Origin of the sequence: Amycolatopsis rubida (genome assembly GCF_900115345.1) — a bacterium.
Taxonomy (GTDB): Bacteria; Actinomycetota; Actinomycetes; order Mycobacteriales; family Pseudonocardiaceae; genus Amycolatopsis; species Amycolatopsis rubida.
The window spans coordinates 258,254-281,502 of the sequence record NZ_FOWC01000009.1 but is presented as its reverse complement, the minus strand read 5'-3'; the positions used below and the strand labels follow the sequence as shown (position 1 = coordinate 281,502).

General features: G+C 67.1%; 23 protein-coding genes. 3 read left to right on the top strand and 20 right to left on the bottom strand.

What is annotated here, in order from left to right; genetic code table 11:
- The 17 genes from BM362_RS30860 to BM362_RS30780 all read right to left on the bottom strand — a co-directional run bounded on the left by BM362_RS30860 (window position 1) and on the right by BM362_RS30780 (window position 15,931).
- Complete coding sequence (locus BM362_RS30860) at window positions 1–1,710, bottom strand: phosphotransferase (protein ID WP_093575494.1); 1,710 nt, start codon at window positions 1,708–1,710, stop codon at window positions 1–3.
- The gene (locus BM362_RS30855; protein ID WP_013673434.1) at window positions 1,704–2,528 is read right to left on the bottom strand and encodes an inositol monophosphatase family protein; all 825 of its coding nucleotides are present in this window, start codon (window positions 2,526–2,528) and stop codon (window positions 1,704–1,706) included. The genes BM362_RS30860 and BM362_RS30855 overlap by 7 nt, the downstream gene beginning before the upstream one ends.
- Window positions 2,525–3,103: a P-loop nucleotide/nucleoside kinase family protein gene (locus BM362_RS30850; RefSeq protein WP_013673433.1), complete on the bottom strand. Its 579-nt coding sequence runs from the start codon at window positions 3,101–3,103 to the stop codon at window positions 2,525–2,527. Before BM362_RS30850 ends, BM362_RS30855 begins: the two co-directional genes overlap by 4 nt.
- A complete protein-coding gene (locus tag BM362_RS30845) occupies window positions 3,100–3,945 on the bottom strand; it encodes a nucleotidyltransferase family protein (protein WP_093575493.1) in 846 nt (281 codons plus the stop codon). The genes BM362_RS30850 and BM362_RS30845 overlap by 4 nt, the downstream gene beginning before the upstream one ends.
- Complete coding sequence (locus BM362_RS30840; RefSeq protein WP_013673431.1) at window positions 3,942–5,129, bottom strand: hypothetical protein; 1,188 nt, start codon at window positions 5,127–5,129, stop codon at window positions 3,942–3,944. The genes BM362_RS30845 and BM362_RS30840 overlap by 4 nt, the downstream gene beginning before the upstream one ends.
- A complete protein-coding gene (locus BM362_RS30835; RefSeq protein ID WP_013673430.1) occupies window positions 5,126–6,001 on the bottom strand; it encodes a cupin domain-containing protein in 876 nt (291 codons plus the stop codon). Before BM362_RS30835 ends, BM362_RS30840 begins: the two co-directional genes overlap by 4 nt.
- A 29-nt stretch (window positions 6,002–6,030) precedes the next feature.
- On the bottom strand, window positions 6,031–6,777 hold the full coding sequence (locus BM362_RS30830; RefSeq protein WP_093575492.1) for an HAD family hydrolase: 747 nt from the start codon (window positions 6,775–6,777) through the stop codon (window positions 6,031–6,033).
- Window positions 6,774–7,496: a ribulose-phosphate 3-epimerase gene (locus BM362_RS30825; RefSeq protein WP_013673428.1), complete on the bottom strand. Its 723-nt coding sequence runs from the start codon at window positions 7,494–7,496 to the stop codon at window positions 6,774–6,776. Before BM362_RS30825 ends, BM362_RS30830 begins: the two co-directional genes overlap by 4 nt.
- Complete coding sequence (locus BM362_RS30820) at window positions 7,480–8,406, bottom strand: sugar phosphate isomerase/epimerase family protein (protein ID WP_093575491.1); 927 nt, start codon at window positions 8,404–8,406, stop codon at window positions 7,480–7,482. Before BM362_RS30820 ends, BM362_RS30825 begins: the two co-directional genes overlap by 17 nt.
- A 41-nt stretch (window positions 8,407–8,447) precedes the next feature.
- Window positions 8,448–8,900 carry a nucleoside 2-deoxyribosyltransferase gene (locus tag BM362_RS30815; protein WP_093575490.1) on the bottom strand — a complete coding sequence of 151 codons (453 nt, stop codon included), beginning with the start codon at window positions 8,898–8,900 and terminating at the stop codon, window positions 8,448–8,450.
- Window positions 8,901–8,936: 36 nt separating this feature from the next.
- Window positions 8,937–9,650 (bottom strand): 7-cyano-7-deazaguanine synthase, encoded by a 714-nt coding sequence (locus BM362_RS30810; protein WP_093575489.1) that lies wholly within the window; start codon window positions 9,648–9,650, stop codon window positions 8,937–8,939.
- The gene (locus tag BM362_RS30805) at window positions 9,647–10,399 is read right to left on the bottom strand and encodes a dTMP kinase (RefSeq protein WP_093575488.1); all 753 of its coding nucleotides are present in this window, start codon (window positions 10,397–10,399) and stop codon (window positions 9,647–9,649) included. The genes BM362_RS30810 and BM362_RS30805 overlap by 4 nt, the downstream gene beginning before the upstream one ends.
- Window positions 10,389–11,102 carry a 7-carboxy-7-deazaguanine synthase QueE gene (locus tag BM362_RS30800; RefSeq protein ID WP_093575487.1) on the bottom strand — a complete coding sequence of 238 codons (714 nt, stop codon included), beginning with the start codon at window positions 11,100–11,102 and terminating at the stop codon, window positions 10,389–10,391. The genes BM362_RS30805 and BM362_RS30800 overlap by 11 nt, the downstream gene beginning before the upstream one ends.
- Entirely contained in the window at window positions 11,099–11,857 is a 759-nt protein-coding gene (locus BM362_RS48455; RefSeq protein WP_143132519.1) for a 6-carboxytetrahydropterin synthase, read from the bottom strand. The genes BM362_RS30800 and BM362_RS48455 overlap by 4 nt, the downstream gene beginning before the upstream one ends.
- A gap of 128 nt (window positions 11,858–11,985) precedes the next feature.
- Window positions 11,986–12,813, bottom strand: a complete 828-nt coding sequence (locus tag BM362_RS30790) for an ATP-binding protein (protein ID WP_093575485.1) — start codon at window positions 12,811–12,813, stop codon at window positions 11,986–11,988.
- Between the two features lie 19 nt (window positions 12,814–12,832).
- The gene (locus tag BM362_RS30785) at window positions 12,833–14,218 is read right to left on the bottom strand and encodes an NsdA family TPR-like regulatory protein (RefSeq protein WP_093575484.1); all 1,386 of its coding nucleotides are present in this window, start codon (window positions 14,216–14,218) and stop codon (window positions 12,833–12,835) included.
- A gap of 513 nt (window positions 14,219–14,731) precedes the next feature.
- Window positions 14,732–15,931, bottom strand: coding sequence for an inositol monophosphatase family protein (locus BM362_RS30780; protein ID WP_093575483.1), 1,200 nt, complete (start codon window positions 15,929–15,931; stop codon window positions 14,732–14,734).
- A gap of 626 nt (window positions 15,932–16,557) precedes the next feature.
- On the opposite strand from BM362_RS30780, the gene BM362_RS30775 reads away from it, so the two are divergent.
- Window positions 16,558–17,220 carry an HAD family hydrolase gene (locus BM362_RS30775; protein ID WP_093575482.1) on the top strand — a complete coding sequence of 221 codons (663 nt, stop codon included), beginning with the start codon at window positions 16,558–16,560 and terminating at the stop codon, window positions 17,218–17,220.
- On the opposite strand, the gene BM362_RS30770 is transcribed toward BM362_RS30775, so the two are convergent.
- From BM362_RS30770 to BM362_RS30760, 3 genes are all read right to left on the bottom strand, one after another.
- The gene (locus BM362_RS30770; RefSeq protein ID WP_143132518.1) at window positions 17,221–18,630 is read right to left on the bottom strand and encodes a helix-turn-helix domain-containing protein; all 1,410 of its coding nucleotides are present in this window, start codon (window positions 18,628–18,630) and stop codon (window positions 17,221–17,223) included.
- Window positions 18,631–18,877: 247 nt separating this feature from the next.
- Window positions 18,878–19,117: a DUF397 domain-containing protein gene (locus BM362_RS30765; protein ID WP_093575480.1), complete on the bottom strand. Its 240-nt coding sequence runs from the start codon at window positions 19,115–19,117 to the stop codon at window positions 18,878–18,880.
- A gap of 40 nt (window positions 19,118–19,157) precedes the next feature.
- Window positions 19,158–20,012: a helix-turn-helix domain-containing protein gene (locus BM362_RS30760; protein WP_093575563.1), complete on the bottom strand. Its 855-nt coding sequence runs from the start codon at window positions 20,010–20,012 to the stop codon at window positions 19,158–19,160.
- A gap of 563 nt (window positions 20,013–20,575) precedes the next feature.
- On the opposite strand from BM362_RS30760, the gene BM362_RS30755 reads away from it, so the two are divergent.
- Together BM362_RS30755 and BM362_RS30745 are read left to right on the top strand one after the other, a co-directional pair.
- Entirely contained in the window at window positions 20,576–21,055 is a 480-nt protein-coding gene (locus tag BM362_RS30755) for a hypothetical protein (RefSeq protein ID WP_093575479.1), read from the top strand.
- A 978-nt stretch (window positions 21,056–22,033) separates the two neighbouring features.
- Window positions 22,034–23,083 carry a sigma-70 family RNA polymerase sigma factor gene (locus BM362_RS30745; RefSeq protein WP_093575477.1) on the top strand — a complete coding sequence of 350 codons (1,050 nt, stop codon included), beginning with the start codon at window positions 22,034–22,036 and terminating at the stop codon, window positions 23,081–23,083.
- Window positions 23,084–23,249 lie beyond the last annotated feature (166 nt).

Sequence of the window (23,249 nt, the reverse complement as noted above, 5' to 3'; positions counted from 1 at the left end):
TCAGCCTTGAAGGGCGCGAACCCGGTCGTGCAGAGCGGTGAACTCCTCGACCCGCTTGGTGCGCTGTTTCCAGAGCACGGCAAGCCACCGCAGCGCGATGGTACGCCGCGCGGCCTCGAATCGGGCGCGGTTTGCCGGCGTGACGCCAAGGTCCGCTTCGGCGCTGGCCCAGACGTCGTCGGGAACGACGCGGGCGCTGATGTGCTCGATGTGGTCGGCGGCGTCGACGGCGATATCGGAGAAGCCACTGAACTCGAAGTCTGCGACGTAGGTGGACTCGCCGTCGTGGAGCCAGTTAAGCAAATTCGCGTCGCCACGGGAGTAGACGCGGGCAGCGGGCTGCGCGAGCAGTTCGGCGTCGCCGCTGTTTTCCCAGCGGTGCAGGAGGGCGAGCATCTCAGGGGTCTGGGGATCGTCGGCGGCGTCGGCGAGCTGGCCGGGCCAGACATCAGTGAGCCGGGCGATGTAGTGGCCGATGGAGTCGACGCGCTCCAGGCTGGCCAGCGGCTCTTTGAGCGGAACGCTCTGGAGAGCGCGGGTGGTGGTGGCCAGCGACTTGATGGCTGTCGTCGGGTCGAGAACGTCAAGGATCGGTGCGCCGGGCAGCAGCGTCATGCCGAGGGCTGGCTGTTCGGGGTCCTCGTCAAGCCACAGCGGTTCCGGTGCGCTCCCCAGGCCGGCGGCGTGGGTGAGGCCGTGCCACTCGCGCTCGACGCGCTGCCGGTCGGTCTTCTTGTAGAGCTTGATACAGATCGGTGTGGGGGCCGCGGTCCAGACGAAGACGTCGTTGTTGCGACCACCGTCGAGTGCGCGCAACCCGTGGTCGTCGAGCGTGGCGGCCAGTGCGTCGGCTCCGGCCGCACGCGCGGTGCGCAGGGCGCTGAGCAGGTCGATGGGAGCGGTGTTCTCGCGGTGGCTGGCCAACGTGGTCATCGTCTCGGACTCTCGGTTTCGGCTCGGCACGGATGGACGTGGTCTGGCGGGGCCAGCGTAGGAGACGGGCTCGGCGGTTTCGTGGTGCCCCGCACACGGGCTCAGGTCGATGTCGCCCGTCTGGCTGATCTGACGCAAGGCGGCATGAACGGCGAGGTGAGTGTCGACCGGGTCGAGGTCGATGACGTCGAGGACGGTGAGCTGGGGGTCTCGTTCGGCAAGCAGTGCGTAGGCGTGGTCGACCCAGGTGAGGTGAGCGCGCTGCTCGTCGGTGGATGCGGGACGGCGGTCTCCGCCGCGTTCGTCGGCGCGACGGGCGGCCACGTTCGGGGGTATCCGCAGCCACAAGGCTCGGGTGGGGCGCGGCCCGGCCAGTGCTGTGAGGGCGTTTAGCCAGTCGAGGGCGATCTCGGCAGGCGCGCGGTGCTGGCGGAGTAGGGCGGCGATCGCGTAGGAGGCCATCGTATGGATGCCGCGGTCTTCGATCACGACGCCGGCAGGGTTCTCGGCCAGCGCCGGATCGAGGACGGTGGCGACGAGGTCAGCCCGAATCGCGGCAGTGATCATGGTGTCGGTGATGGCGTCGCCCGTGCGCAGGAACGGATCGTCGCCGGTGCGCAGCAGGTCGACGAGGGTAGCCGAGATGGGCTCGGTGTCCAGGGTGGCCAGGTCGGGGAGGACGGTGACGTGGTGGCCGTTTGCTTCCAGGCACCTCGCGAGCATTCGGCTCTGTGTGCTCTTGCCGGCTCCGGGCAGCCCTTCGAACGTGATCAGCACGCCACGACCTCCTTGCCGGTGAAGCCGTTGATCGCGCTCGCACGCTGGACGATGTCGAGGATCTCCTCGATCAGGGCGGGTGCGGCGGCGATGGTGCAGCGTGAGGCGGTGGTGTGGTCGGTGCCGTCCAGATCAGTCACGTGGGCGCCGGCTTCGCGGGCGATGACCGCTCCGGCGGCCATGTCCCAGGTACGGTTGCCGAGGGTGATCGACGCGCCGAGCGCAGAGTCGGCCAGCAACGCGAGGTCGGCCGCGGCGGTTCCGAGCATCCGGATGCGTTGCGCTCGGGGCGCGAGGGCGGCGTGGATCGCCAGCATCGCCGCATTTCGAGCGGCGGCGTCGGGTCCGGTGCCGTAGTCGCCGATCGCGATGATCGCCTCATCCAGCCGGTCCGGGCCGGCGATGCGGATCGGGTTGCCGTCCCGGCAGGCGCCGAGGCCGTCCGCCGCCCAGTACGTGCGGTCGAGCTGGGGTAGGGCGATTACTCCGAGCAGAGGATCCTCGTCAACGACCAGGGCAAGGGAGATGCCGATCAGCGGGATGTCATGGGTGAGGTTGGCAGTGCCGTCGACCGGGTCGATGACCCAGCGGGTGCCGCTGGTCGGGCCGCCTTCTTCTTCGCCTTGGACGCCGATACCGGGAGTGGCGCGGCTCAGCTCGTCGCGCAGGATCCGTTCGATGGCGAGGTCGACGTCGGTGGCCATGTCCCGGTCGCCCTTGCCAGTGCAGGTACGAGGGCGGTGGGTGCGCAAGAACTCCGCGCCGTGCGCGACGGTCGCCTGGGCGATCAGCAGCAGTCCTGGCAGTTCGGTGGTCACGAGGTCTCCACGGTGGTCGGGGCCAGCAGATGAATCACGGCGTCGGAGGGCGCGAGGGTGTCCAGGTGCCGAAGGACGATGTCGACGTTGGTCGCGACGGGCTTTCCGGAGTCCAGCAGCAGTTTCGGGCCGGTAATCGGCACGGCGGTGGCAGCGAGTTCCTGGTGTAGCTGCGGGGTGCGGTTGGCCGCTGGGTGCCGGCCGTGCTGGTGATCGACGGCCAGCCGGGCGTGCGTGACCTCGACCGGGCAGACGCATTCGAGCAGCAGCAGGGGTTGGTGGTGCGTCGCGGCGAAGGCGCGTAGGTCTTCGATCTGGCCGGGGGCCAGCCAGGTTCGCCCGTCGAGCACGACGGTCGTGGCGGGAGCACGCATCCACTGCCAGACGGCGGTGGCGAACAGGACCTGGACGCAGTGGTCGTCCTGGTCGCGGGTGTAGGTGGTGTGCTCGGTGCCGAACAGCGCGTGTCGGACGGTGTCTTTGCGCAGCAACAGCGCACCGGTGATGTGGCTGGTGAGCTGCTCGGCCAGCGTGGTCTTGCCGACGCCGGGTAGTCCGGCCAAGGCAATGATCATCGGTGCGGCTCCTCGTCGATGGCGCAGCGGGCCGGGTGGGCGGGCAGCAATGGCCAATGCGAGCGCAGCACCGACCAGCCGGCGAGGACGTCGGCGTGGTGCGGGGCGGGCGGCGACGTCGTACGTAGCTGGCGGATCGCGTCGGCGGCGAGTGCCCAGCCCGGCTGGGTCGCGAGCCGGGCCAGTGTGTGGTTGACCGCGTCGGACGGGGCGAGGACGGGGAGCGGATGGTCGTGCGGGGGAACCTTGACGCTGGTGCGGCGAGCCAGCAGATCGGGGACGTCGTCTTCGGTGCCGCTGCGAGGCAGGGTCGTGGCCAGGTCGACGACGATGAGCGGGACGATCGGGTCGCCGGTCGGCCGCGTCCAGGTCCCGCTGTCCCGGCTGGGCTGGTAACCCTGGGAGCGGAGGACGGCGTAGGTGCGTTCAGCGTCGCCAGGCGCGATAAGCAGGTCGATGTCGCTGAACTGCCGGGCACCGGTGCTGGCGTAAAGGGAATGTTCCACGCTGAGTCCCCCGAGCACGACGGCGGCTACGCCAGCGGTGCGCAACTTCGCGGTGTCGGCGAGCGCGGCCACGCGGCAGGTATAGGTCTTGTACCGGTTGGTTCGCAGCGTGCTGTCGAGGAATCGCGTCACCGTGCGATCCAGCTCGGCGACGGGGTGGTCGTGCAGGTACGCGGCCAGTAGGCAGAGGGTCTTCGACCGCACCGACTGCCCAAGTACCGCGCCCAGTTCGGCCACCACGGCACGGGCGATCGTCTCGTGGTTGTCGGCGCCGGTGCCCCAGCACAAAGCCCGGACGGCGTCCTCGGCGAAGCGGCATGCCCGTCGGTCGGTCATCCCCAACCACCCGGCCTGGCCGCTTGGGTCGCTGCGTGGTCGAGGAGGGCAACTACACGGGCTGCCAGCGCCGCGGGCGAATCGGTAACCGGGATCCGAACACACGGCACGGTTCGAGCGAGCTGGTCTGCGACGGCGGTGAGCGAGAGCGCGGTCCGATCTTGGTCGGGCGGCAGCAGCCAGTGGTTGCGGTGCGAGGTGGTGCTGGTGACCGGTTCGTGCATGAAGAACTGGGTGCGTACCAGGACGTCGCGGACCTCGGCCGCAGGTACCGGCTCGGGCGGGAGGTCGCTGGCACTGCGGTAGGGCCAGAGCATCAGCGTGGGCCGGACCTCGCCAACGATCCGCATGTCGGGCAGCGTGGCCCGTAGCTCGTCTGGCTCGATCGCGATCTTGCCGCTGAGCGCGGCCTGGCCGGCCAGGCCGTTCTGCTGCTGTTCTGCGGACAGGAACCTGCTCATCCCCGGAACGGCGTGCAGCGTGCTGGCGGTGGCGCGCAGGTGCATCGGCCAGGCGTGGCCGACCGTGCCGCCGTCGGGGTCGCAGTGGAGCAGAAGCCGGTCGTTGGTGACGAAGTCCCCGCCCACCAGCCGCAGCGCGCTCAGCAGGGTGGTGGTCTTGCCCGCGCCCTTCGGCCCGGCGATCAGCAGGCCGTGCCCGGCGTGCACGAGCGCGGCGGCGTGCGCGTAGACCGCGTCGTGCTCCAGAAGCTGGGCGGTCATCGCCTGTCGCACGAGTCGGGCGGCGAAGAACCGCGCGGCGTCCAGGTCGCTGGCGTGCACGGTGATCGTGCCGAGCAGGTGGTCGAGGTGCACGAGGGTGGCGTGTTCGCGGATCCAGAACGCTCTCCCGCCGGGCATGCCGATCGACTGCGCCTGCAAGTTCGGGCCGATGTCATGGTCGTCCGTGTCGGCGAACAGGGCGGTCGCGCCGGCCTGGTCGACGGGAACGCCCGTGTGCAGGGTGATGGTCCACCGGCTGGCCGCGGTCCTGGTGCGCGCGTAGGAGTAGAGCGTGGTCTCTGCGTCCCTGATCAGCTCGCCGCGGTCTGCGCGCAGGGTGACGCTGGCCGCTCCCTGGGTGAAGCGGCGCGTCGCGCGAGCGGGTGCGGCGTAGCCGATCAGCGGCCGGATCGGACAGGAGGCATCGGTGGGCGCGGGTTGATGCTTGCGCGAGCTCGTCATGGCGCCGTGGCGAGGACTGGGCGGTGGCCGAAATGCGCGGCGTGCTCCTGCAGCCGAGCCAGTTCGGCGGCCGGAGCATGGCGGTAGAGCGCGGCCAGTCCAGAGGGCATCAGCAGGGCCTCGGCCCAGCTCGGGAATTCACCGCGCCGCAGAGGTCGCTCGGTGAGCTCGCGGCTGGAGCCGACAACGGCGATCTCCGAGGCCGTGCGCGCGATGGTCAACTCGGGAGCGGGCGCCGCCCGGTACTTCAGGTCACTGTCGACCGCCTCCCGGCTGGTGTGTCCGGTCCGCAGGTCAGCGACATCGGTGTAGATGTTGAACACCACCGCCGGGGCGTCGAGCACGGCGGTCAGGTGCCAGGCACCGAAAGGGATGACGACGTGATCACCGGCCTGACATACGTGATAGTCCATTGTGGAGTTACCGTCGTCGTCGATGTTGGTGTGCAACATGAGAACCCGGCCGGACAAGCACTGGAAGATTTCGACCTGAGCCGCGGTGTTCCAGTGGCCGAGCGACCGGCCGAGTTCCGGGCTGTGGCCGAGGTTCGCCGCGGTGTAGACGACGAGGTCGGCGAACCAGGCGTGCGTGCCGTCCGCGTCCGCGTCCGTCTGGTCGGTCTTGGGTCGGGGCGCGGCGATGTCGCGATAGGCGAGGTAGAGCTGCGGGTCGATGCCGTGAAGAAGCATCGCGCGCACCTCGTCGGGGTTGGCCAGGTAGACCGACCCGTCGGCGTCAGCGCCCGCCAGCAGGTCGCGGAGGTGGCGGGCCCGGCCTTCGCAGGTTGATGCCGCGACGAGCAGGTCCAGGCCGCTCGGCGGCAGCAGGCGGGGAGCGACACGGGCCGTGGGGATGTCCAGCGGCGTGATCATCAAACGGGTTCCTCGGTTGGGTGATGGGCTCAGGAGCAAGTGGCCAGGACGGCGATCGGCATCTGGTCGAGGCTGGTGATGGCCCGCACGCCGGCAGGACAGGGCTTGCCAGCCGGGTTGAACAGCACCGCGCGGCATCCGGCGTTCAGCGCGCCGTGGATGTCGGTGGTCACGCTGTTGCCGACGTGCACCACCCGGCTCAGATCCGTACCTGCGGCGGTGGCGACCGCGGCGAACATCTCCCAGCGTGGTTTGGCCAGCCCGACGTCAGAGGAAAAGACGGTCTCGTCGAACACGGTGGTCAGGTCGTGGTCGTCGAGGATGAGCCGGGATACCGACGCCGGAGTGGCCAGGGTGTTGGAGGTCAACACGAGCCGAGCTCCGGCCTGCCTCAGTGCCCAGAGCGCGCTGTGCGCGCCGGGGATGATGTCGGGGCAGGCTCGCAAGACCGCATGAGTGTGCGGGACGAGCAGGGTGTCGATCAGCCGCGTGTCGAGGGGCAGGCCCATGACGGTGAGCATCTGCTCGACTTGGCCACGCACCGGAGGTTGTTCGCCAGTTGTACGTTGACGTCGTTGGGTGTCCGCGCGCACGGCGAGGATCGCTTCACGGACCTTGCCGTCGGGAAGGTCGTGACCGAACTCGGTGAGCACGGTCTCGAACTCGCGAATCCGCCAGGCGGCTTCGGCCTCGCGATCGCCGTATGTGATCAGCGTCCCCCACAGATCGACGCTGACCACCCAGCCCTCCAACGGATCTGCCGCGACCGGTGTCACGTCCGCTCCTCGACGCGCTCTCCGTCGAACGCCACGTCGCTCCGTTGGCGGTGAAGCCAGGTGGTGGTGGCGGCGAGGTCGTCGCTGCCCAGCAACAACGATCCGGCGACCACAGCGTCGGCACCCGCGTCGGCGAGCTCGGGAACGGTGTTCTCGCGGATGCCGCCGTCGGCAATGACCGGAAGCTGGTCTTGGCCGGTGCGGGCGGCCAACGCCCGCAGCTGCCGCACACGATCCGGCGCGGCCGGATCCATCGTGGTGCCCTTGGTGCCCAGCGGTGTGCCGATGAGAACCACGAAGTCGATGTCGTCGAGGTGCGCTTCCACGGTGTCGACGGGCGTGTCCAGGCGCAGCGCGAGGCCGGCGGCACCGCCCCGCGTCCGGATCGCTTGCAGGGCGTCGGCGACGTCGTCGGCTTCCGCGTGGACGGACAGCAGGTCTACCCCGGCGCGGGCGAAGTCCTCGACCAAGGGCAGGGCGTGCTCGGCCATGACGTGGACGTGGAAAGGCACCTGCGTGTGCGAACGCAGCGCCGCGACGAGGTCGGGGAAGAACAGCGGGCTGGGCACGAACCGGGTGTCGGAGGCGTCGATGTGGAAGACGTCTGCGTAGGGGGTCAGCCGGGCGACCTCCGCGCCGAGGTCGGCCAAGTCAGCCGACCACAGCGACACCTCGACCGCGAGCCGGTCGCGCGGGTACAGGTCAGCCAGCGGCAGCATTGCTGACCACCTGGGTGGAAACGGGGAAGTGGGCGCGGCAGTGCTCGACGGAGCTGGCGATCAGCTTCAGCACCTCGGTGGAGTCGTCCTCGAACCGCGGGTACACCTCCAGAATTACCGAGATGTCGGCCAGGTTGTTGTCGACCAGGCAGGTCGCGAGCGCGCCGACGTCGAAGGTGCCCTGCGGGTGCGGCCAGCCCCAGTGCGGGTCGCCGTGGCCGTCGGTGTTGTCCAGGTGGATCTGCCGGATGCGCGAGCCGAGGTTGTGGATCCAGCTCTCGATCCCAGCGTCGGCGCCGTGGAGCCGCTGGAACAGTGCGTGTCCGGTGTCCAGTGTGAGTCCCACGTTGTTGACGCCGCGCCCGCGCAATGTGTTCAGCAGGGTCTGGCAGTGGTCGATGTAGGCCGGGTACTCCCGCAGGATCGGGGTCGGCTCGACCAGCAGCTCGCGGACTCCGACATCGGTGGCGCGGCGGGCGAGTCGTTCGAGGTGGTCGACGAGTTCGTCCTGGCGGTCGGCTCGGCGGGCGGGATCGGCTGCGTCGGTCTCGCTGATCGTGCCCATCGGGCCGCCGACGGCCGGAGCGCCGAGTTCGGCGGTGAGGTCGATGGCGCGTTGCCACCAGGTGAGGGCGGCGGCACGGGCGTCGGCGTCCGGGTCGAGCAGGCCGCTGGGTACGTAGTGCGCGAGCCCGACGAAGCACGAGTCGATGATCAGGTCGTGGGCTGCGGCGGCGTCGCGCACCCGGCGGGCCAGCCGGGCGCGCTGCTCGTCGGGCCACCAGGGGTCGAGCAGGTCGAAGGTGAACTGCACCCGGTCGAGGCCGAGGTCTTCGCGGACGAACGCGGCCCAGCGTTCCGGTTCTGGCATCCGCTTGACGGCGAAGCAGAGGTTGACGCCCAGGGGCATGACGGCTCCTTGTCGGATCGGTGGTGGAGTGGAGGGCTTGGTCAGGAGACGGGCGTGAGCGCGTCGAGGTGGGCGCGTAGGAGCGCGCTCAGCTCGTCGATCGAGTGGGCGATACCGCCGTTGAGCGAGTAGTCGATCATCAGGTTGTTGGAGTCGGTGCCGCCGAAGCGGCGCGAGTCGGTCTGCACGCCGAAGCAGTCGGCGCCGAGGGCGCGGGCCATGCCAAGTTCCACGCAGCCGCCTTCGTCGGGGACGCGGCCGTCGAGGATGAACACGAAGATCGGGCACTCCGCGATCGCGGCGCAGTCCAGCTCGTAGAGCCGGCGCCGGACGGTGTCTTCATCCAGACCCTGGCGGACCAGCGGGGCGGCTTCGCCGCCGTCGCGCTGGGGAAGAAAGGTGGCGAGGCCCAGGGCGCGGACCGCGGTGTCGACCTGAAGGTTGAACGCTTTCTCCGCGTCGCAGAACAGTGGTGCGGCGATGTATGCCTTCATAGGGATGCTCCTCATTCGAGGGACGGCGGGGTTGGGTCAGCTCGCCACGGCCGCACCGACGGTGGCCAGTGCTGCGAAGAACTCATGAGCCCGGTGGTCGGGGTATCGGCCACCGCGCATGGCCGGGATGTAGAACTCGCGGACCCGATCCCAGGTCCAGGGCTGGTGCTCGAACTCGGCTTCGACGCCGTTGTTGACCAGGGACGTCCAGCGGCGCAAGCAACTGGAGCAGCGGCCACAGTGGACGGTGCTGCCGTCGGTGCGACTGCAGGAGAACGTCAGCAGCAGGTGCTCGACCGGCAGGCCCTGCGCCAAATACCAGGCGATGATGTCGGTCTTGGTCATGTCCCAGAAGGGGCTGTCGACTCGGGTCGGTTTCTCCGAGAAGCGGGCGATGAACCGGCCCATGTCGGCGAACGCGTCGCGGCTCTTGTCGAGGGTGTGGTCGCCCTTGACGCCGATGCACCACACCATTTCCGCGCGGTTGGAGGCGAGCATCGCCAGGTGCACGTTGCGCAGCGGGATGATCGCGTCCTCGGCTTCCCACGCTCCCAGCCGGAGCTCGTCGCTGATCTCGATCTCGATACCGGCGGCGTCGGACAGCGCGGCGACGGCGGCGCGTTCCTGGCTGGCGTAGCGGTGACCGAGGTCGAAGTACAGGCCCGGTGGGCGGCCGAGATAGTGCCAGGCGGGGTAGGAGTCCAACCCGGCGGAGAACAGCAGGACCTCGGGGATCCGGGGCTCGGTCATCGCAAAGCTCCTGTCTGGATGTGCAACACGGGCGCGAGCAGTTCGTCGATCTCGGCCAGCACGCTCGGCGTGGTCCGGGTGCCGACCCGGATCCGCCGAACGCGGTCGGGGAGGGCGTCGGCGAGCAGGCGGTAGGCGTGGCTGTAGCGAGGCAGGAACAACAGCCGTTCCACCGAGCCGGGATTGCCTCCGCCGCGACCTCGGGCGATGGCGCGTTCGCGGGCCAGCGGCCAGGGAGTGTCCAGCCACAGCGCGACGTCGGGGTGTAGAAACCACGGAGCGACTACCTCTCGAAGCTGGTCCAGCAGCAGCGTCGGGTCGACGTCCGGGTGTTGCTCAGACAACACCGCCAGGGCGTAGGCGAGCTTGGAGTACACGCCGTGGTCGATGACCACGACGTCATGCTCGGCCAGCGCCGGCCGGTAGAGGACGCGGTGGTTGTAGGACTCCCGACACAACCGCAGCAGGACATCAACTGTGGCGTGGTGCGCCGAGTCGTAGCCGCCAATACCGTCGCGGCGACGCAGCGGAGCTGTGTCGAGGATGTCCGAAAGGCGTTCGATGACGCCGTGGCGGGGGCCGTAGTGCAGCACGCGCGTGGAGAACCCCGCGGCGGTGAGCCGCGCGCTCAGCGCGGTGGCGGTCGTGGTCTTTCCGCCGCCCCAGATTCCTTCGACGGTGATCAGCACACCGCGGGCGGCCTCGTATGGCGGCACTTCGGCACGGCTGGCGGCGGGGTCAGCGGCCACGCTGGTCTCCCCACGTGAGCAGGTGCAACCGCGTGCTGAGGTGGAAGCCCCGCTCGATGGCCGGGTCGGCGATCTCGGCGAGGCGTCGGGTGACCTCTTCGGCGGTGCGGCCTTCGGGCATCACGTAGACCGGCGCCAAGTCGTGGCTGGAGACGAGCTCGGTGATCTCGTCGAGGTCGGCGATGCTGGAGACGACGAACTTGAACACCGCCCGGCCGCTGACCGCGAAGTGGCCAAGCACCCGTCGCTTAATCCGTTTGGAGGCCGGCATTCCGGCTCCGAACGTCGACAGCTTCGGCGACACGTTGAACTGGCTCACCCAGGCGAGCAGGTCAGGTGCGGGCGCGATCGTGCCGTTGGTCTCGATCTCCACCCGCAGCCCGGCGTCCACGAGTCCCTGAGCGAGGGCGATGAGGCGACGTTGCTGGATCAGGGGTTCGCCGCCCGTGATGACCACGAGGTCGACCGGCTGGGCCGTCGCCCAGGCCAGGAGATCGCTGACCGAGGTGACGGTGGCTTCGGCATCCAGGTCGAACCGGGAGTCGTCCCAGGTGTAGGGGGTGTCGCAGGTCTTGCAGGTCAAGTTGCAGTTCATCAGCCGGACGAACACGGCACGTCGTCCGGTCGACGGGCCTTCGCCTTGCACGGTCGGGCCGAACCTCTCCGCGACGAGCAGTTCGTCATCGGCCAGCGTGATCGTCACCGGCCGCTCCGCTCGTCCTGGGTGAACTCGGCCCATCGGCGCGGCGACTCCCAGACGCGAAGCGCCTGGACCGCGGCGGCCTCTTGTCCTTTGGCCTGGCTAAGGGTCCAGGCATACAGGTGCTCAGCAACCAGCTCCGACGTCGGCTGGAACTGGAGCACGGCGTTCAAGTCGCGGTGGTCCAGTTGACGGTCGAGATACTCGGCGAGCAGGGCGCGAATCCTGGCGCGACGGCGGGGGCTTGTCTGCTGGTCCAGCCGGAGGTCCACCCGATAGGAGTGACCGTGAGGCCGGCCGCACTTATGTCCGTCCGGCAACCCCTCCAGGTGGTGAGCCGCCTCGAACGCAAACGAGTCGACCGCGGTGTGCTGAGGCGACCTGGTAGTTGTGCCGATGTTGACGTGGATGGCGTGGAGCTGCTTCCCACGCTCGGACGGCATGTGGGCCAGGAACCACGCGGTGATGTGCTGTGCGAGCGCGTCGGTGGTGGTGTCGAAGGTGAATATGGCATTGAGGTCGCGATGATCCAGTTCGCGCTTGAGGTATTCGCCGAGCGTGGCGAGTTCGGCGTAGTCCGCCACGAAACCGGGTGCCCGCAGTTCGGTGTCTGTGAGCTCGACCTCGACAGTGAAGGTATGACCGTGGGACCGCCCGGCCTTGTTCTCGGCGTCAGGAAGATCGGTGAGGTGGTGCGCCGCGGCGAACGAGAAGGTGCCGTCGCCGATGCTGTAACGTCCCCGAGCCAGGTCGCTCACCGCGACTCGGGTTGAGCTCACTGGATGGGGTTTCACATTCCGTCCTCTCGTTGCGAACCGCTTAAGACCAGCTCTTATGGAATCGCGATGTGGATCGGGGCGGGAGGGCTCACGAGGGGGCTCACGAATCACCTGGCGGATGGCAGCGTGCGCTCCCAGCCGGCCTGACGGGCTACGAGGTGGATGGGCAGGCAGTGGGGCAGCCGTACGCGCAGTTCAGCGCCGACCCGCGTGCGGACCTGCGTGTTCGCTGGCGCAAGCCGCGCGTCGAGCGCCATATCGGCGGCAACACGTGCGATGAATTCCCAGGTTGGCCGTGTTTCGGCGAGAACGGCGGGGTGGCGCCGGAGTTCGTCGACAGGGTGGCGGAATACCCATTCGTGCGGGCGAAGTTGCTCGACCTCGAACCAACGATCCGGGTCAGAATCGTCAGGCAAGGCGTGCTCGAACCCGATTGACTCCGTTTGTTGACTGTCCAGGCGAAACACCCAGGAATAGCCTTCGTTGTCAATGTCGCGAAGCGTTTGTTTGAACAGTTCGACGTTCTGAGCAAGGACGTCATCGCGTATGATGCTAGCCCGACTATCAATGCGCGCTCGACACCACTCCGCGCTGGCGGTGAACACCAGGGCGACTGTAGGTATCTCGAATTCTGCTGCGATGTCGAGGAGTTCCGCGCGCCGATCCCCGCGGAGATTGGTGGAGTCGACTACGGTAGTGACCCTGTTCCGGAGACGCTGACGGAGCATGTCAAGCAGTTGCCTGCGCGCCGCGGAGCTGTTCGACTGACTGGCCGGGTCGTTGCACATTCGGGCACGAAACTCATCCATCGAGAGGATTTCAACAGGGGCGAAGTGCCGGTATGCCAGGGTGCTCTTACCGCTCCCTTGCAGGCCGACTAGAATTATCAGAGCGGGATTCGGGATGTTGATTTTAAAAGCGTCGAAGGTCTTCATGATCAGGTTCTTTCCGCTCTCAAGCCGTAGATATTTCGGTCTTTATCCGACGTGTCAGTTCGACAACGCCGGGTTCGGTGCGCCAGCGTGACATCCGGGAAATCAGAGCCTGGAGGTAGTCCACAGCGCGGGCCGAACTGACGATAGCGAGAGCGGAGACGGCGCGGTGGCCGTGGTCCAGTGCCTGTTCGAGGTCGGGCTGGTACCCCTGCAAGTAGGTGCTACCGAGGACGCTTTGGCGGATGGCGTACGCCCTGGCGAAGGTGTCGATAGGCATGGCGGCGAACTCGTTCCACCGTTGCGCCTCGCGCGGCCGGCCCAGATCGCGGTGGATCTCGATTGCGTCCGAGGCGAGCCGGTGCTCGTCGAAGAAGTCGATCCAAGCGGGGTCGTCGCCGGTACAAGAGCGTGCGGCGTCGAGCAGGCGCTCGGCTGTGGTCAGGGCGCCGTCGGCCATGCGGGCGTTGCCGCTGCGTGCCCAAATGCGGGCCTCGATCAGCTTGAAGAAGCCCTTCACGCGCGGCGTGGCGTGCCCACCGACGCGGTGAAACGCGCTGTCGGCCATGTCGATCGCGTCGTCGTGGAAGCCGCCGAGGCTGCACTGTAGGGCGATGCAGGTCAGCACGTAGCCGCCGAGCTGGACATCCCCCGCAGCGCGAGCTTGACGTAGCGCCTGGATGTAGTGCCGTTGGGCGTTGGCGTGGTCGCCGTTGTCGAACGCGGTCCATCCGGCGAGCCGGGCGAGTTGCGCCGTGGCGGTGAACAGCCGGCGCCCGACGGTGTCGCTGTAGGAGCCGTGCAACAGCGGAGCCGCCCGCTCCTTCAGACAAACAGTGAGCTGCGAGGTTCGCCAGTTCCCGCCCCCGTACCGGGAATCCCACTGCCGGGCCTGCTCGGCTGTTTCGAGCAGCTCGACGACATCCGCCTTTCCAACGCGCCGGAAGGCCGCCGGTGACTGCGAGGCTGCGCTGGCGTCAGCGGGGAGCGCCAGCCAGCGACGAACCGGGGTGTTGTAGTTGACCACTGCGACGCCGGGGCCGCGGACGTCGCGGCTGTCCACCTGGCTCCAAAACCTGGTCGCGACTTGCACGGCGGTGCCGAGCTCGCGTGGGAACTCCAAGCCGATGCCTGAGTCCACGCCAGGGTCGTGATCAAGGTCGATCTCTGCCAGGCTGACCGGCCGCCCGAGTCGTTCTTCCAAGACCTGGGCGATGAGCGGGCGTACCGCCTGTGCCGGGCGCGTTCCCCTCTTCATCCAGTTCGTCCAACTGGTGTGGGTGTAGTGCGTCTCCAGGCCGGCGGTCTCTGCAAGCTGGTTGAGCCGGAAGGCCAACGACTTCTTCGCCGCACCAGACGCCTCCACCAGGCGGGTCAAGGCGATGTTGGGCCGGGCCGTGGCGCTCATCGACCGTGGTGAGCCGAGCGCTCCCGCCAGCTCGCCCGCGAGCGGAATCTCATCGAAGTGGAAGTCGATCTCACCACCACTCTCCCCTCAGCGGCGTGTTTCCGTGAACGGTTCCGGAGACCTGGGCTGCGTCGAGCGGATCTCCGTTGGGGCGCCGCATGCGCACCACTGCGCGGCGACTCGTCGTTGTCATCGCTCCTGTTCCTCCCGGCCGAACCAGTCGCCAGGGTTCTGGGTAGAGGATGGTGGCGTTCGCGCCCTCTTTAGCGGCCATAGGCGTTCGTGCAAGTCGAGAGGAACCAGATCGCCGAGCCGCAAGCCGGCTGCCAGCACTCGGTGTGCGGCATCATCGAAGAGGTCGCAGGGCCAGGATCGATCCGAGCACAACGGGCACGCCCGCGGCTCATCCGGTGCCGGCAGATGCGCCGCCAGGTCGTCGACCGCTTGACTCACTCGACCAAGTGGGCTGTCTGCCGCAACGATCACGGCGCGAACCTCGCGGACCTCCACCTGTCACCTCGCCGCGCCTTGAGCATCGCGCCATCGCACCTGCCCTTCGACCAGGTACGCCTCTACGTCATCCACCGAGCCTTCGTCTGCCTGCCATGCGATGCAGCCCTTAGCTTCCATCGCATAACGCCCACGCTGGACCGCGCCGAACAGGAAAGCCCCCGCTGCACCACGCGGGCGTTGCACGACCCAGGCGGGAAACTCAGCCAGGGGTAGTTCTCGCTCGATCCAAGTCTGCGCATCGCGCGACGAGGAGAACTCCCTCTCGGCAAGCGTGTCCGCGGTGTCGTCGTCGCCGATACCCACCCCGATCGTCGCCAAGAAGGCCGTTGCTCCGACAACGCGTTTTCTTGCAGGCCGCGCAGTCGAGGCTGTCTCGCCTTCGGTTGCTGAAATCGGCCAGTATCGAGTACCGCGAAGGATGCGCAGAAGCGGGAGCAGTGCGTCCCCCAAGCTCGGTGTCACCGCAACGGCACAACGCGAACTGGTGTTGTGCTGGCTACCGTCCGCGTCAACGACGAGTGCGCCGGCTTCGCGGGCGATGATCGCTCCAGCCGCCGTGTCCCAACTGCGGTTGCCAAGCGTGAGACTGGCATCGAGAGTGCCGTCAGCCACCCAGACCAACTCGACCGCCGACGACCCGATGCGCCGAACTCGTTGTGCGCGTTGAGAAAGCGCCTGATCGAGCCTGGCGGACGCCCCCGTTCGCGCTACACCTCCCTCTCCTGCTCCGTAGTCACTGAGCGAAATAAGTGATTCCTCAAGGGTTTTCGTGCGCGAGACAGCTATGGGGTCGCCGTCTCGGAATGCCCCGTGGCCTCTCGTTGCCCAGTACCGGTGGTGAAGGAAGGGCGTGTCAATGACGCCGAGAAGGGGTTGATCAACGTGGATGAGCCCGAGAGCCACCGCACACAACGGAACCCCGTGGACGAAGTTGACAGTCCCGTCGACAGGATCGAGGACCCAGTACACCTCCGGGTTGCCGGTCCCCCCGGTTTCCTCACCGACGAAGCCGACGTCCGGCGTCTGCTCCTGGAGGTGGTCTCGTACAAGTCGTTCGATGGCCAGCTCGACCTCGGTCACCAGATCGCGATCACCCTTGGCCTGAACTTCGCCGGCCCGGTTGCGCATCAGGAGGTCGATCGCTTTGTCCATAGCGCCATGCGCAACGTCAAGCAGGCGTGTTGTGTCGAACGTGCTCATCGAGATCGCGATTGCCCTTCTGAGGAGACGTGTACCCGGAACGAATGCAGGGCGTCCTGCGTCGTCGTTCCGATGGGCAACCGGCCGCGGCAAGGTCGGGGGGCGTCCCTCGCCGCAGCCGGTGCGTTCGTGAGAGCATGACCAGGCACGATGTGGTCCGATGACCTTCGACGACACTCGCAAAGGACCAGGCGAGCGTGGCGCGACACGTGACGATCACAGGTACCTGCTCGGTCCCAGCCGAGTTTGAGGCGCAGCTCGCTGCGTTGTTCGACGACTACGTCCGGCCGTTCGCCGGTCCGGACGCTCACTTCTACCTCGGAGGCGCCGGACAGTTGCGCGGGCGGCACGAGTACCGGGTGCTGACCAGCGACGGCGCGATCGGTGCGCACGATCGCGGGCCAGGACTGCCACCAAGGCCGGGGACTCTGCGTGTCCGACACGTCAGCACCTTCTATAACCATGCGTGCATGAACCGAGACGCATAGTCAACCCGCCAAGATCGTGACGAGGTACCGTCCACAACCCGTCCGCTGGACGTCCGCAGGACAGCCTGCTGAGCATCGCGGCATCCACGTCGGGCACCATGGCGGTGACCGTCATGCAGGACAGGGAGGGACCTTCACGTGGCAAGGATCGAAGCGGTCTTCTTCGACGTCGGTGAGATACTGGTCGACGAAACCCGCGAGTACGGGACCTGGGCCGACTGGCTCGGAGTTCCTCGCCACACGTTCTCAGCTGTTTTCGGCGCCGTGATCGCTCAGGGTAAGGACTACCGGGAGACTTTCCAGGTCTTCAAGCCTGGCTTCGACCTCGCGGTGGAACGCGAGCGACGGGCCGCTGCCGGCCAGCCGGAGACCTTCGCCGAGGAGAACCTGTACAGCGATGTGCGGCCGTGCCTGCGGGCACTCCAGGATTCCGGCCTTCGGGTCGGCCTAGCCGGCAACCAAACCGCGCGGGCGGAGGAGATCCTCAAAGCGCTAGAACTGCCGGTCGACGTGATCGGCACTTCCGACGGCTGGGGCGTCGAGAAGCCGTCGCCCGGATTCTTCGACCGGGTCATCGAGGAGGCCGGGGTCGCAGCGAGTTCGGTCCTCTACGTCGGCGATCGGTTGGACAACGACGTCCGGCCGGCCCAGGAGGCCGGCATCTCGACTGCGCTCGTCCGCCGCGGGCCGTGGGGACACATCCTTCACATGCCCGAGGTTGAAGAGCGCTGCCTGTTCCAGTTGACGAGCCTCGCCGAACTACCTGCGCGCGTTGCCGCCCACAACGCCGAGTTCAGCTGATCAAGCTTTAGCAGTCGGGCCGGCCAGCGCTCGGACTCGTTCGTCCAGCTCGCGGACGTAGGGAGTGGCGCTCAGAGCTGCACGAACTTCGGGCACGCGTTGGAGTGCGGTGCTGTAGGGAGCCCTACTGACCACGTCGCATGCTTGTCGGACGGTCGTGACGGCGCGTTCCGGATCAGTCGGTGCGTGCGCCGCGGCGAGGTCGAACAGCAGGACAGCCCGCTGTTTCGTGGCGTTCTCGGAGAGGTTGTCCAACGCGCGCTGGAGCCGGCCTGCTGCCTCGCGGGTTCGGCCCGCCAGCAGTAAGGCGTTGCCGGCAAAACCGTCGAGTCGGGAGGTGTCGAAGAAGTCGAGCCAGGCGGGGTCGGTTCCGGCGCTCGCCAGCGCATCCTCGGCCGAACGGACACGAGTAAGGCTCGTATCCGACTGCCCGACGCGAGCGGATACCTCGGCGTCGACGCAGTGCAGCCACGACCGCAACAGCGGGCCGGCCCCGTAGCGTCCGTGGGCATGCGCGGCCGTCAGGTATTCGCGGGCCGGTTGTTCCTGTCCGGCGAAGCCGGGAACGAACGCCCGGTGCGCCAGTACCGCAGCCGCCAATGGGTGATCTTGCGAGCTGGCTGACGCGTCCTCGGCGAGCTGGAAGAACGGTTCGGCCGCATCTACTTGGGCCAGGTCGAAAAACAGTAGTCGGGAAGCGAGGAGCGCCGACTCAGCGACGGCAGAAGCTAGCCGGCGAGCATGCGGCGAATCTGCATCCGACGTCGACTTAATCATGCTCTCACCGAGGTGGGCATGAGCGGTAACCGAGGGCAAGAGTTCAGCCGCAGCGCTCGTCCAGTACAGGTCACGATGGGAGGCGGTGATCGCTCCGAACGCCTCGACGGCTCGCGGATCCAACTGCGTCCGTTGCTTGCGGGCAAGTGCTTCGGCACCGTCGGGAATCGCGATGTCGTTCGAGAGCAGTGCTGCGATGCTCGCCCCGAGCAGGCCCTTTAAGAACACCGGCCGGCTGAACTCAGCGTTGCCGCCCAGCAACACCATCATCACCTTCTTCACCACAGCGTCGATGAGTTGCTCGTTGACGAGCATGTTGGCGGTAGGCGCAGGGGCCGTCAGATCCGCAGGACACAGCGCCATCTCCTCGGCTGAGAGCAGACCGAGGTCGCTGGCTGGTAGCCCGAAGACCAGGACGAGGTGCTTCTGGTACCTCGGGTCGGGCTTGCGGTCGCCGGTTTCCCACCGTCGGACGGTGTCCGCGTTCAGGCCAGACGCGCCTTCGTCGGCCTGCTCCATGCTGCGCTTGATCTGCTCGACGACTTCTTCCTGACTCCAACCACGCTGGAGCCGTTGCCACCGCAGCCGCGTGTTCGGAGGGTGCTTCGGCGCCGACGTTCGACGTGTCCCCACCGTGTCCTCCTCCGATCGACTTGGTGATCTCGCCTTACCCGAGGGTAGGAGCTGATGTAGCCGTGCGCGACGCTGGCGGGGACCTGGACGGGCAGTGGACGGGTCCTGGACGGTAGTCCTTGGCCCACAGTGGGGGTTCGATCAATAGTGGACCGCTACCAGCGCAAACGCAGGGATGCCGAGGACAGTGACTGAAGACCACCGGGTGCTGACTTGCGGGCGGCGATGGGATCGCCGCCCGCGCGCACTACTGGTTCTTCGGCAGGTTGAAGCTCCCGGCTGCGGCCCCGCCGAGGAACGCCTCCCACTCTCCGAAGTCGAAGACCAGCACGTGTCCGTCCGGGTTCCGGCTGTCTCGCAACCCGACGGCGTTGCTGCTGAACGACACCTCGACGCACTGGTTGTCCGGAGGGTTACTCAGCGGCGACTTGCGCCATTCGGTGAAGTTGGTGTCGAGGTGCCGCTTGTTTGCGTCCTGGATGTTCATCTGCTCCCTCGTACCCTTTCGATCTCAAGCCGCAGGTCAGCTACAACGACGCGGCGATCTCCAGCAAGGTCCGTCGCGTCTGCTCGGGCCCGCTGGCCGCCGCCTTCTGGTGATCCCACAGAGTCAGGTACCGCGCGGTCCTCTTGCTGTTGTCGACGTACTCCCCGCCGTCATGCTGCTCCAGGTAGATGATGTCAACCGCCGGCTTCGTGTCATAGCCGAAGATCGTGTAGTCGTGGCCTTGGCCCATGTAGTAGCCGACGCTGAACGGCACGATCTGCAGTTCGACGTTCGGTCGGTCGATGATCTCGACGAGCTTCATGATCTGGGCCTTCATGACCGGACCGCCTTCAGTTCGGCGCAGGGCTGCCTCGTCGAGGATGAACCAAAACTCCTGGTCGACGTGGTCCAGGACGGGTTGCCGGGCGATGCGGTCGGCGACGTACTTGTCGATCTCCTCGGGCGACAGCGAGGGCCTCCAGGCCCGCGCGTTCCTACGCATGTAGTCCTCGGTCTGCAGCAGCCCAGGGACGACCAGGGCCTGGTACGCGAAGTACCGGTTGCAGCTCGGTTCCATATCGACCAGCAGGCGCATGTACTGGCGGAACCTGGTGCTGAAGGCGCCACGCTTCGTGCGGTGCTTGCTCTCGGCTTGCAGGTCTCGCGTGTAGGCCCTGTCCGCTTCGTTCGCGGCGTACCGATCGAGTAGCGCGTTCAGCTCGATCAACTGGATGCCGCTGCCACCCTCGATGTGCGCGATCTTCTGCTGGGTGCATCCGAGGACGCCGGCCGCTTCCTCCTGCTTGACGCCGGCTTCCTCCCGCAGGCGAGCGAGCTGGTTGCCGAGGACGACCTTCATGACGGCCGGCGGCAACTCCCGGTGCGGCTGTGTCACGGACTCCTTCACCTCCACAGGGTGTCTGGTTGCAGAACGTATCCGCAATTCACCCGATTGGTCGCCTAGTTAATCTGAGTACACAAGTTACGGTCTAAGTGCAGGAGCAACTAAGCCCCAGGTCCCGAAGGAGCGCAGAGCGATGAGTACACAAGTTAGCATCGCGGCTGCGGTGACCATGGTCGCCCCCAGTGCCGTACAAGCCCCCACTGAGACGTGGTGGGGGCCTGGGCTGGCGATCGCAGCAGCGCTCCTTCTCATGGTGGGCTGCGTGGCCGGAGTCGGTGCCGGCTGGTGGTACCTCAGCGAACGGCGTCGGGTCCGGCGCTGCCGCGGAGGACTACCGATGAGTCCGCGCCCCGAGGCACCGCTGACGACGGGCACCACCCTCGCCTCCCAGGGTGGCGATCTTCCCGTCGCCCGGCCACGCAGCCCCCGGCACGCCGCCGCGTCGACCAGTGGTTCACCGGCTCGCCGCCGATTGGCTTCGCACAGCACATCTCCGCAGCACAGCACTACGCGCGCTGCCTGACACCCTGCCCTGTTGAAGGAGGTGGCTCGTCGTGACAACGTCGACCACTCGCGTTACAGCTACAGCCTCGGGCTCGACTCCCGAAGACCGCTGCGACTTCTACCGCAGCGAATACGGACTACCAGCTGCTCTCGATCGCGCGACGGAACGCATCCTCATGCCCGTCGGCGGTCTCGTCGGCGCCGTCACGATGCCTGTCGAACTCGGTCGCCGCGTCCAAGCCGGCCTCCGGATCCGGATGCTCGCCGGACCGGTTGTCGAGCGGACTCAGACGCAACGGTGGACGTTCATCACGGGTCCTGGTCACACGCTCGACGACGTCATCTACGCCGAGCTCCTTCGGCTCGGAGCATCGGTCGCCCCGCAGGGCGACAACGTCGTCCTTCCGTCCCCGGACGATGAACGTCTCGGACTTTGGCGCTGGGAGTCCGCGCCGAAGGCGCTTAACGACTTCCCGCCGCAGTCGGCGGTGATTGCCACCACCCGTGCCATGGCATCCGCGGCAAAGTGACCGATCTGCCTCAGCGGCATCGCGGCGACCGCTAGACCGCCGGTGTTCCGGGCCGGACCCCCGACCTGGATCGGAACACCGGCTCCCAAACACGGCTCGGCCTGCATCGAGCAAGCGACGAAAGGACATCGACGATGAGCCAAACGGCCTTGCTCTCCCCGTCCCCGCTGGCCCAGTCAACTATCACCTTGACAGGCAACACTTCTGACACAGCGACATTGCGCGTCCTTCCGCTTGGCGGTCCACACTGGTCCGCGGAACTGCTGCGCCCCGATGTGGTGCACTTGCAGGAAACCGAAGATGGGCAGCCAAGGCGAGTCGCCATCGACAACCAGATCGCTCGGACTGCGCCGGCACCTTGCCGCGCCTTGCTGACGGATCATGAGCTCACATCACCTTTCGGTGTCGGAATCGACGTCTGCCCGGAGTGCAGGTCGATCGCCGAGCTCATGCACGGGCAAGCCTGGGCAGGATTCCAATGACAGCAACGTCTTCCGGCAGGCGCCGCTATCACTGTCCAATCAGGTCTTCTCGGTGAGCCATGCCCGAACCGTCGAACCCGCCTCAGCCGCTGCTGTACTGGGGCACGAACCAACCGGGCGGCACAGCGGATCGCTATGCCGGACGTGTTCACGTGGTCTGGCCATCCAACGAGTGCGTGGGCCTATGCGGACTACCAATCGAGGAGATCTGGGAGCAGCGGCCTCCGGTGCCAGACAACTTGTGCACGTTGTGCTGCGTCCGCGCGATGGCTGCCCTGTTTCCAGCGTTCTCGGAGTCCCTGCTGGTCCTGCAGCCAGCGCCCGGCAAACACGAACTGCTCGCTCAGGAGCACCACGCTCCGCCAGAGCACTCCACGGAGCGAACCATGTTGATCCCGGCCGTCAGACCCGAGGATCCGCTTGTCTGAAAGGAATCTGACTGAAACCGCGGGTAAGCCCCGCGCTCTATGGGCGTAGAAAAGACTTGGAGTGGGTTATGACCATCAGTCTCGTCGACGGTGGCAGCGAACCGGATGGTCAGCTCGCCACATTTGACGGTCCACGACGTAGCTGCTCGGTCAGTCGAGCCCGTGCTCCCCGGCGACAGTCTCGCGCGCACGAGCTGCTTTCGTTTGCGCGGCCGGCAAAGCCATCCGAACCACCCGGTGCCACCGAGGAAACCGTCGCACCGATCTACCAGGTTCGCGAGCGCGACGATGCAGAACTGCTTGAGGCCGTCCGGCAGGGGGACATCGAAGCGTACGGCGACCTGTGGGCACGTCACGTCAGCTCCGCTTGCAATCTTGCTCGCCAGCTGTCCCGGACAGCGGCAGAAGCCGACGACCTTGTCTCAGAAGCCTTCATCAGAGTTCTCCACACGCTACGTGCTGGTGGCGGCCCGGACTCAGCCATCCGTGCCTACCTGCTCACGGCGCTTCGTCATGTGGCCTACGACCGGACTCGAAAAGAACGTCGCATCGAACTGTCCGAGGACATTGGGCAATCGGTCGACCCTGCTCTGATCAGCATCCCCTTCGACGACACGGTGACGGCAACTACGGAGAGGGCCTTGGCGAACAAGGCGTTTGGGCAACTGCCCGAGCGTTGGCGGACAGTGCTCTGGCTGACCGAGGTCGAGGGGCGGACGCCAGCTGAAGTTGCGCCCAGCCTCGGACTCACAGCCAACGGAGTGTCGGCGTTGGCATACCGGGCTCGGGAGGCTCTCCGTCAGGCGTATCTGCAGGCTCACCTGGCTGCTGCTCAAGCTGAGCAGTGCGCCCCGACGATCAAGGTCCTCGGCGCGTGGACAAGAAGTGGCCTGCCGAAACGGCAGGCCAAGAAGGTCGAGGCTCACCTGGACGAGTGCGCTTCCTGCCAAGCGCTCTCCACGGAACTCACTGAGATCAACAGTTCGTTCCGCGCCACTACGAAGGCGCCTCCGAAGCGTTCAGCTGGGAGCAACGGCGTCAGTCAGTCTGCCTCTCGTCAACAGTGCCTCGTGATCGAGACGGGGCGCGGCCTCCTCAGCATGAAGTTGGCGAGCTAACGGACGCCCAGTCGCGCCACAACTCCCTCGATTGGGTTGCTTCACTCGCGGCTTGCGGTGAGGGCCAGTCACCGGCGTACCGTTGACTACTTCGGCGGTGTCGACCCTCCCCCTTGCGACGCCGTCCAGAGCCGCCGGCCGGCGCAGTACCCCCGCTGCGAACCGG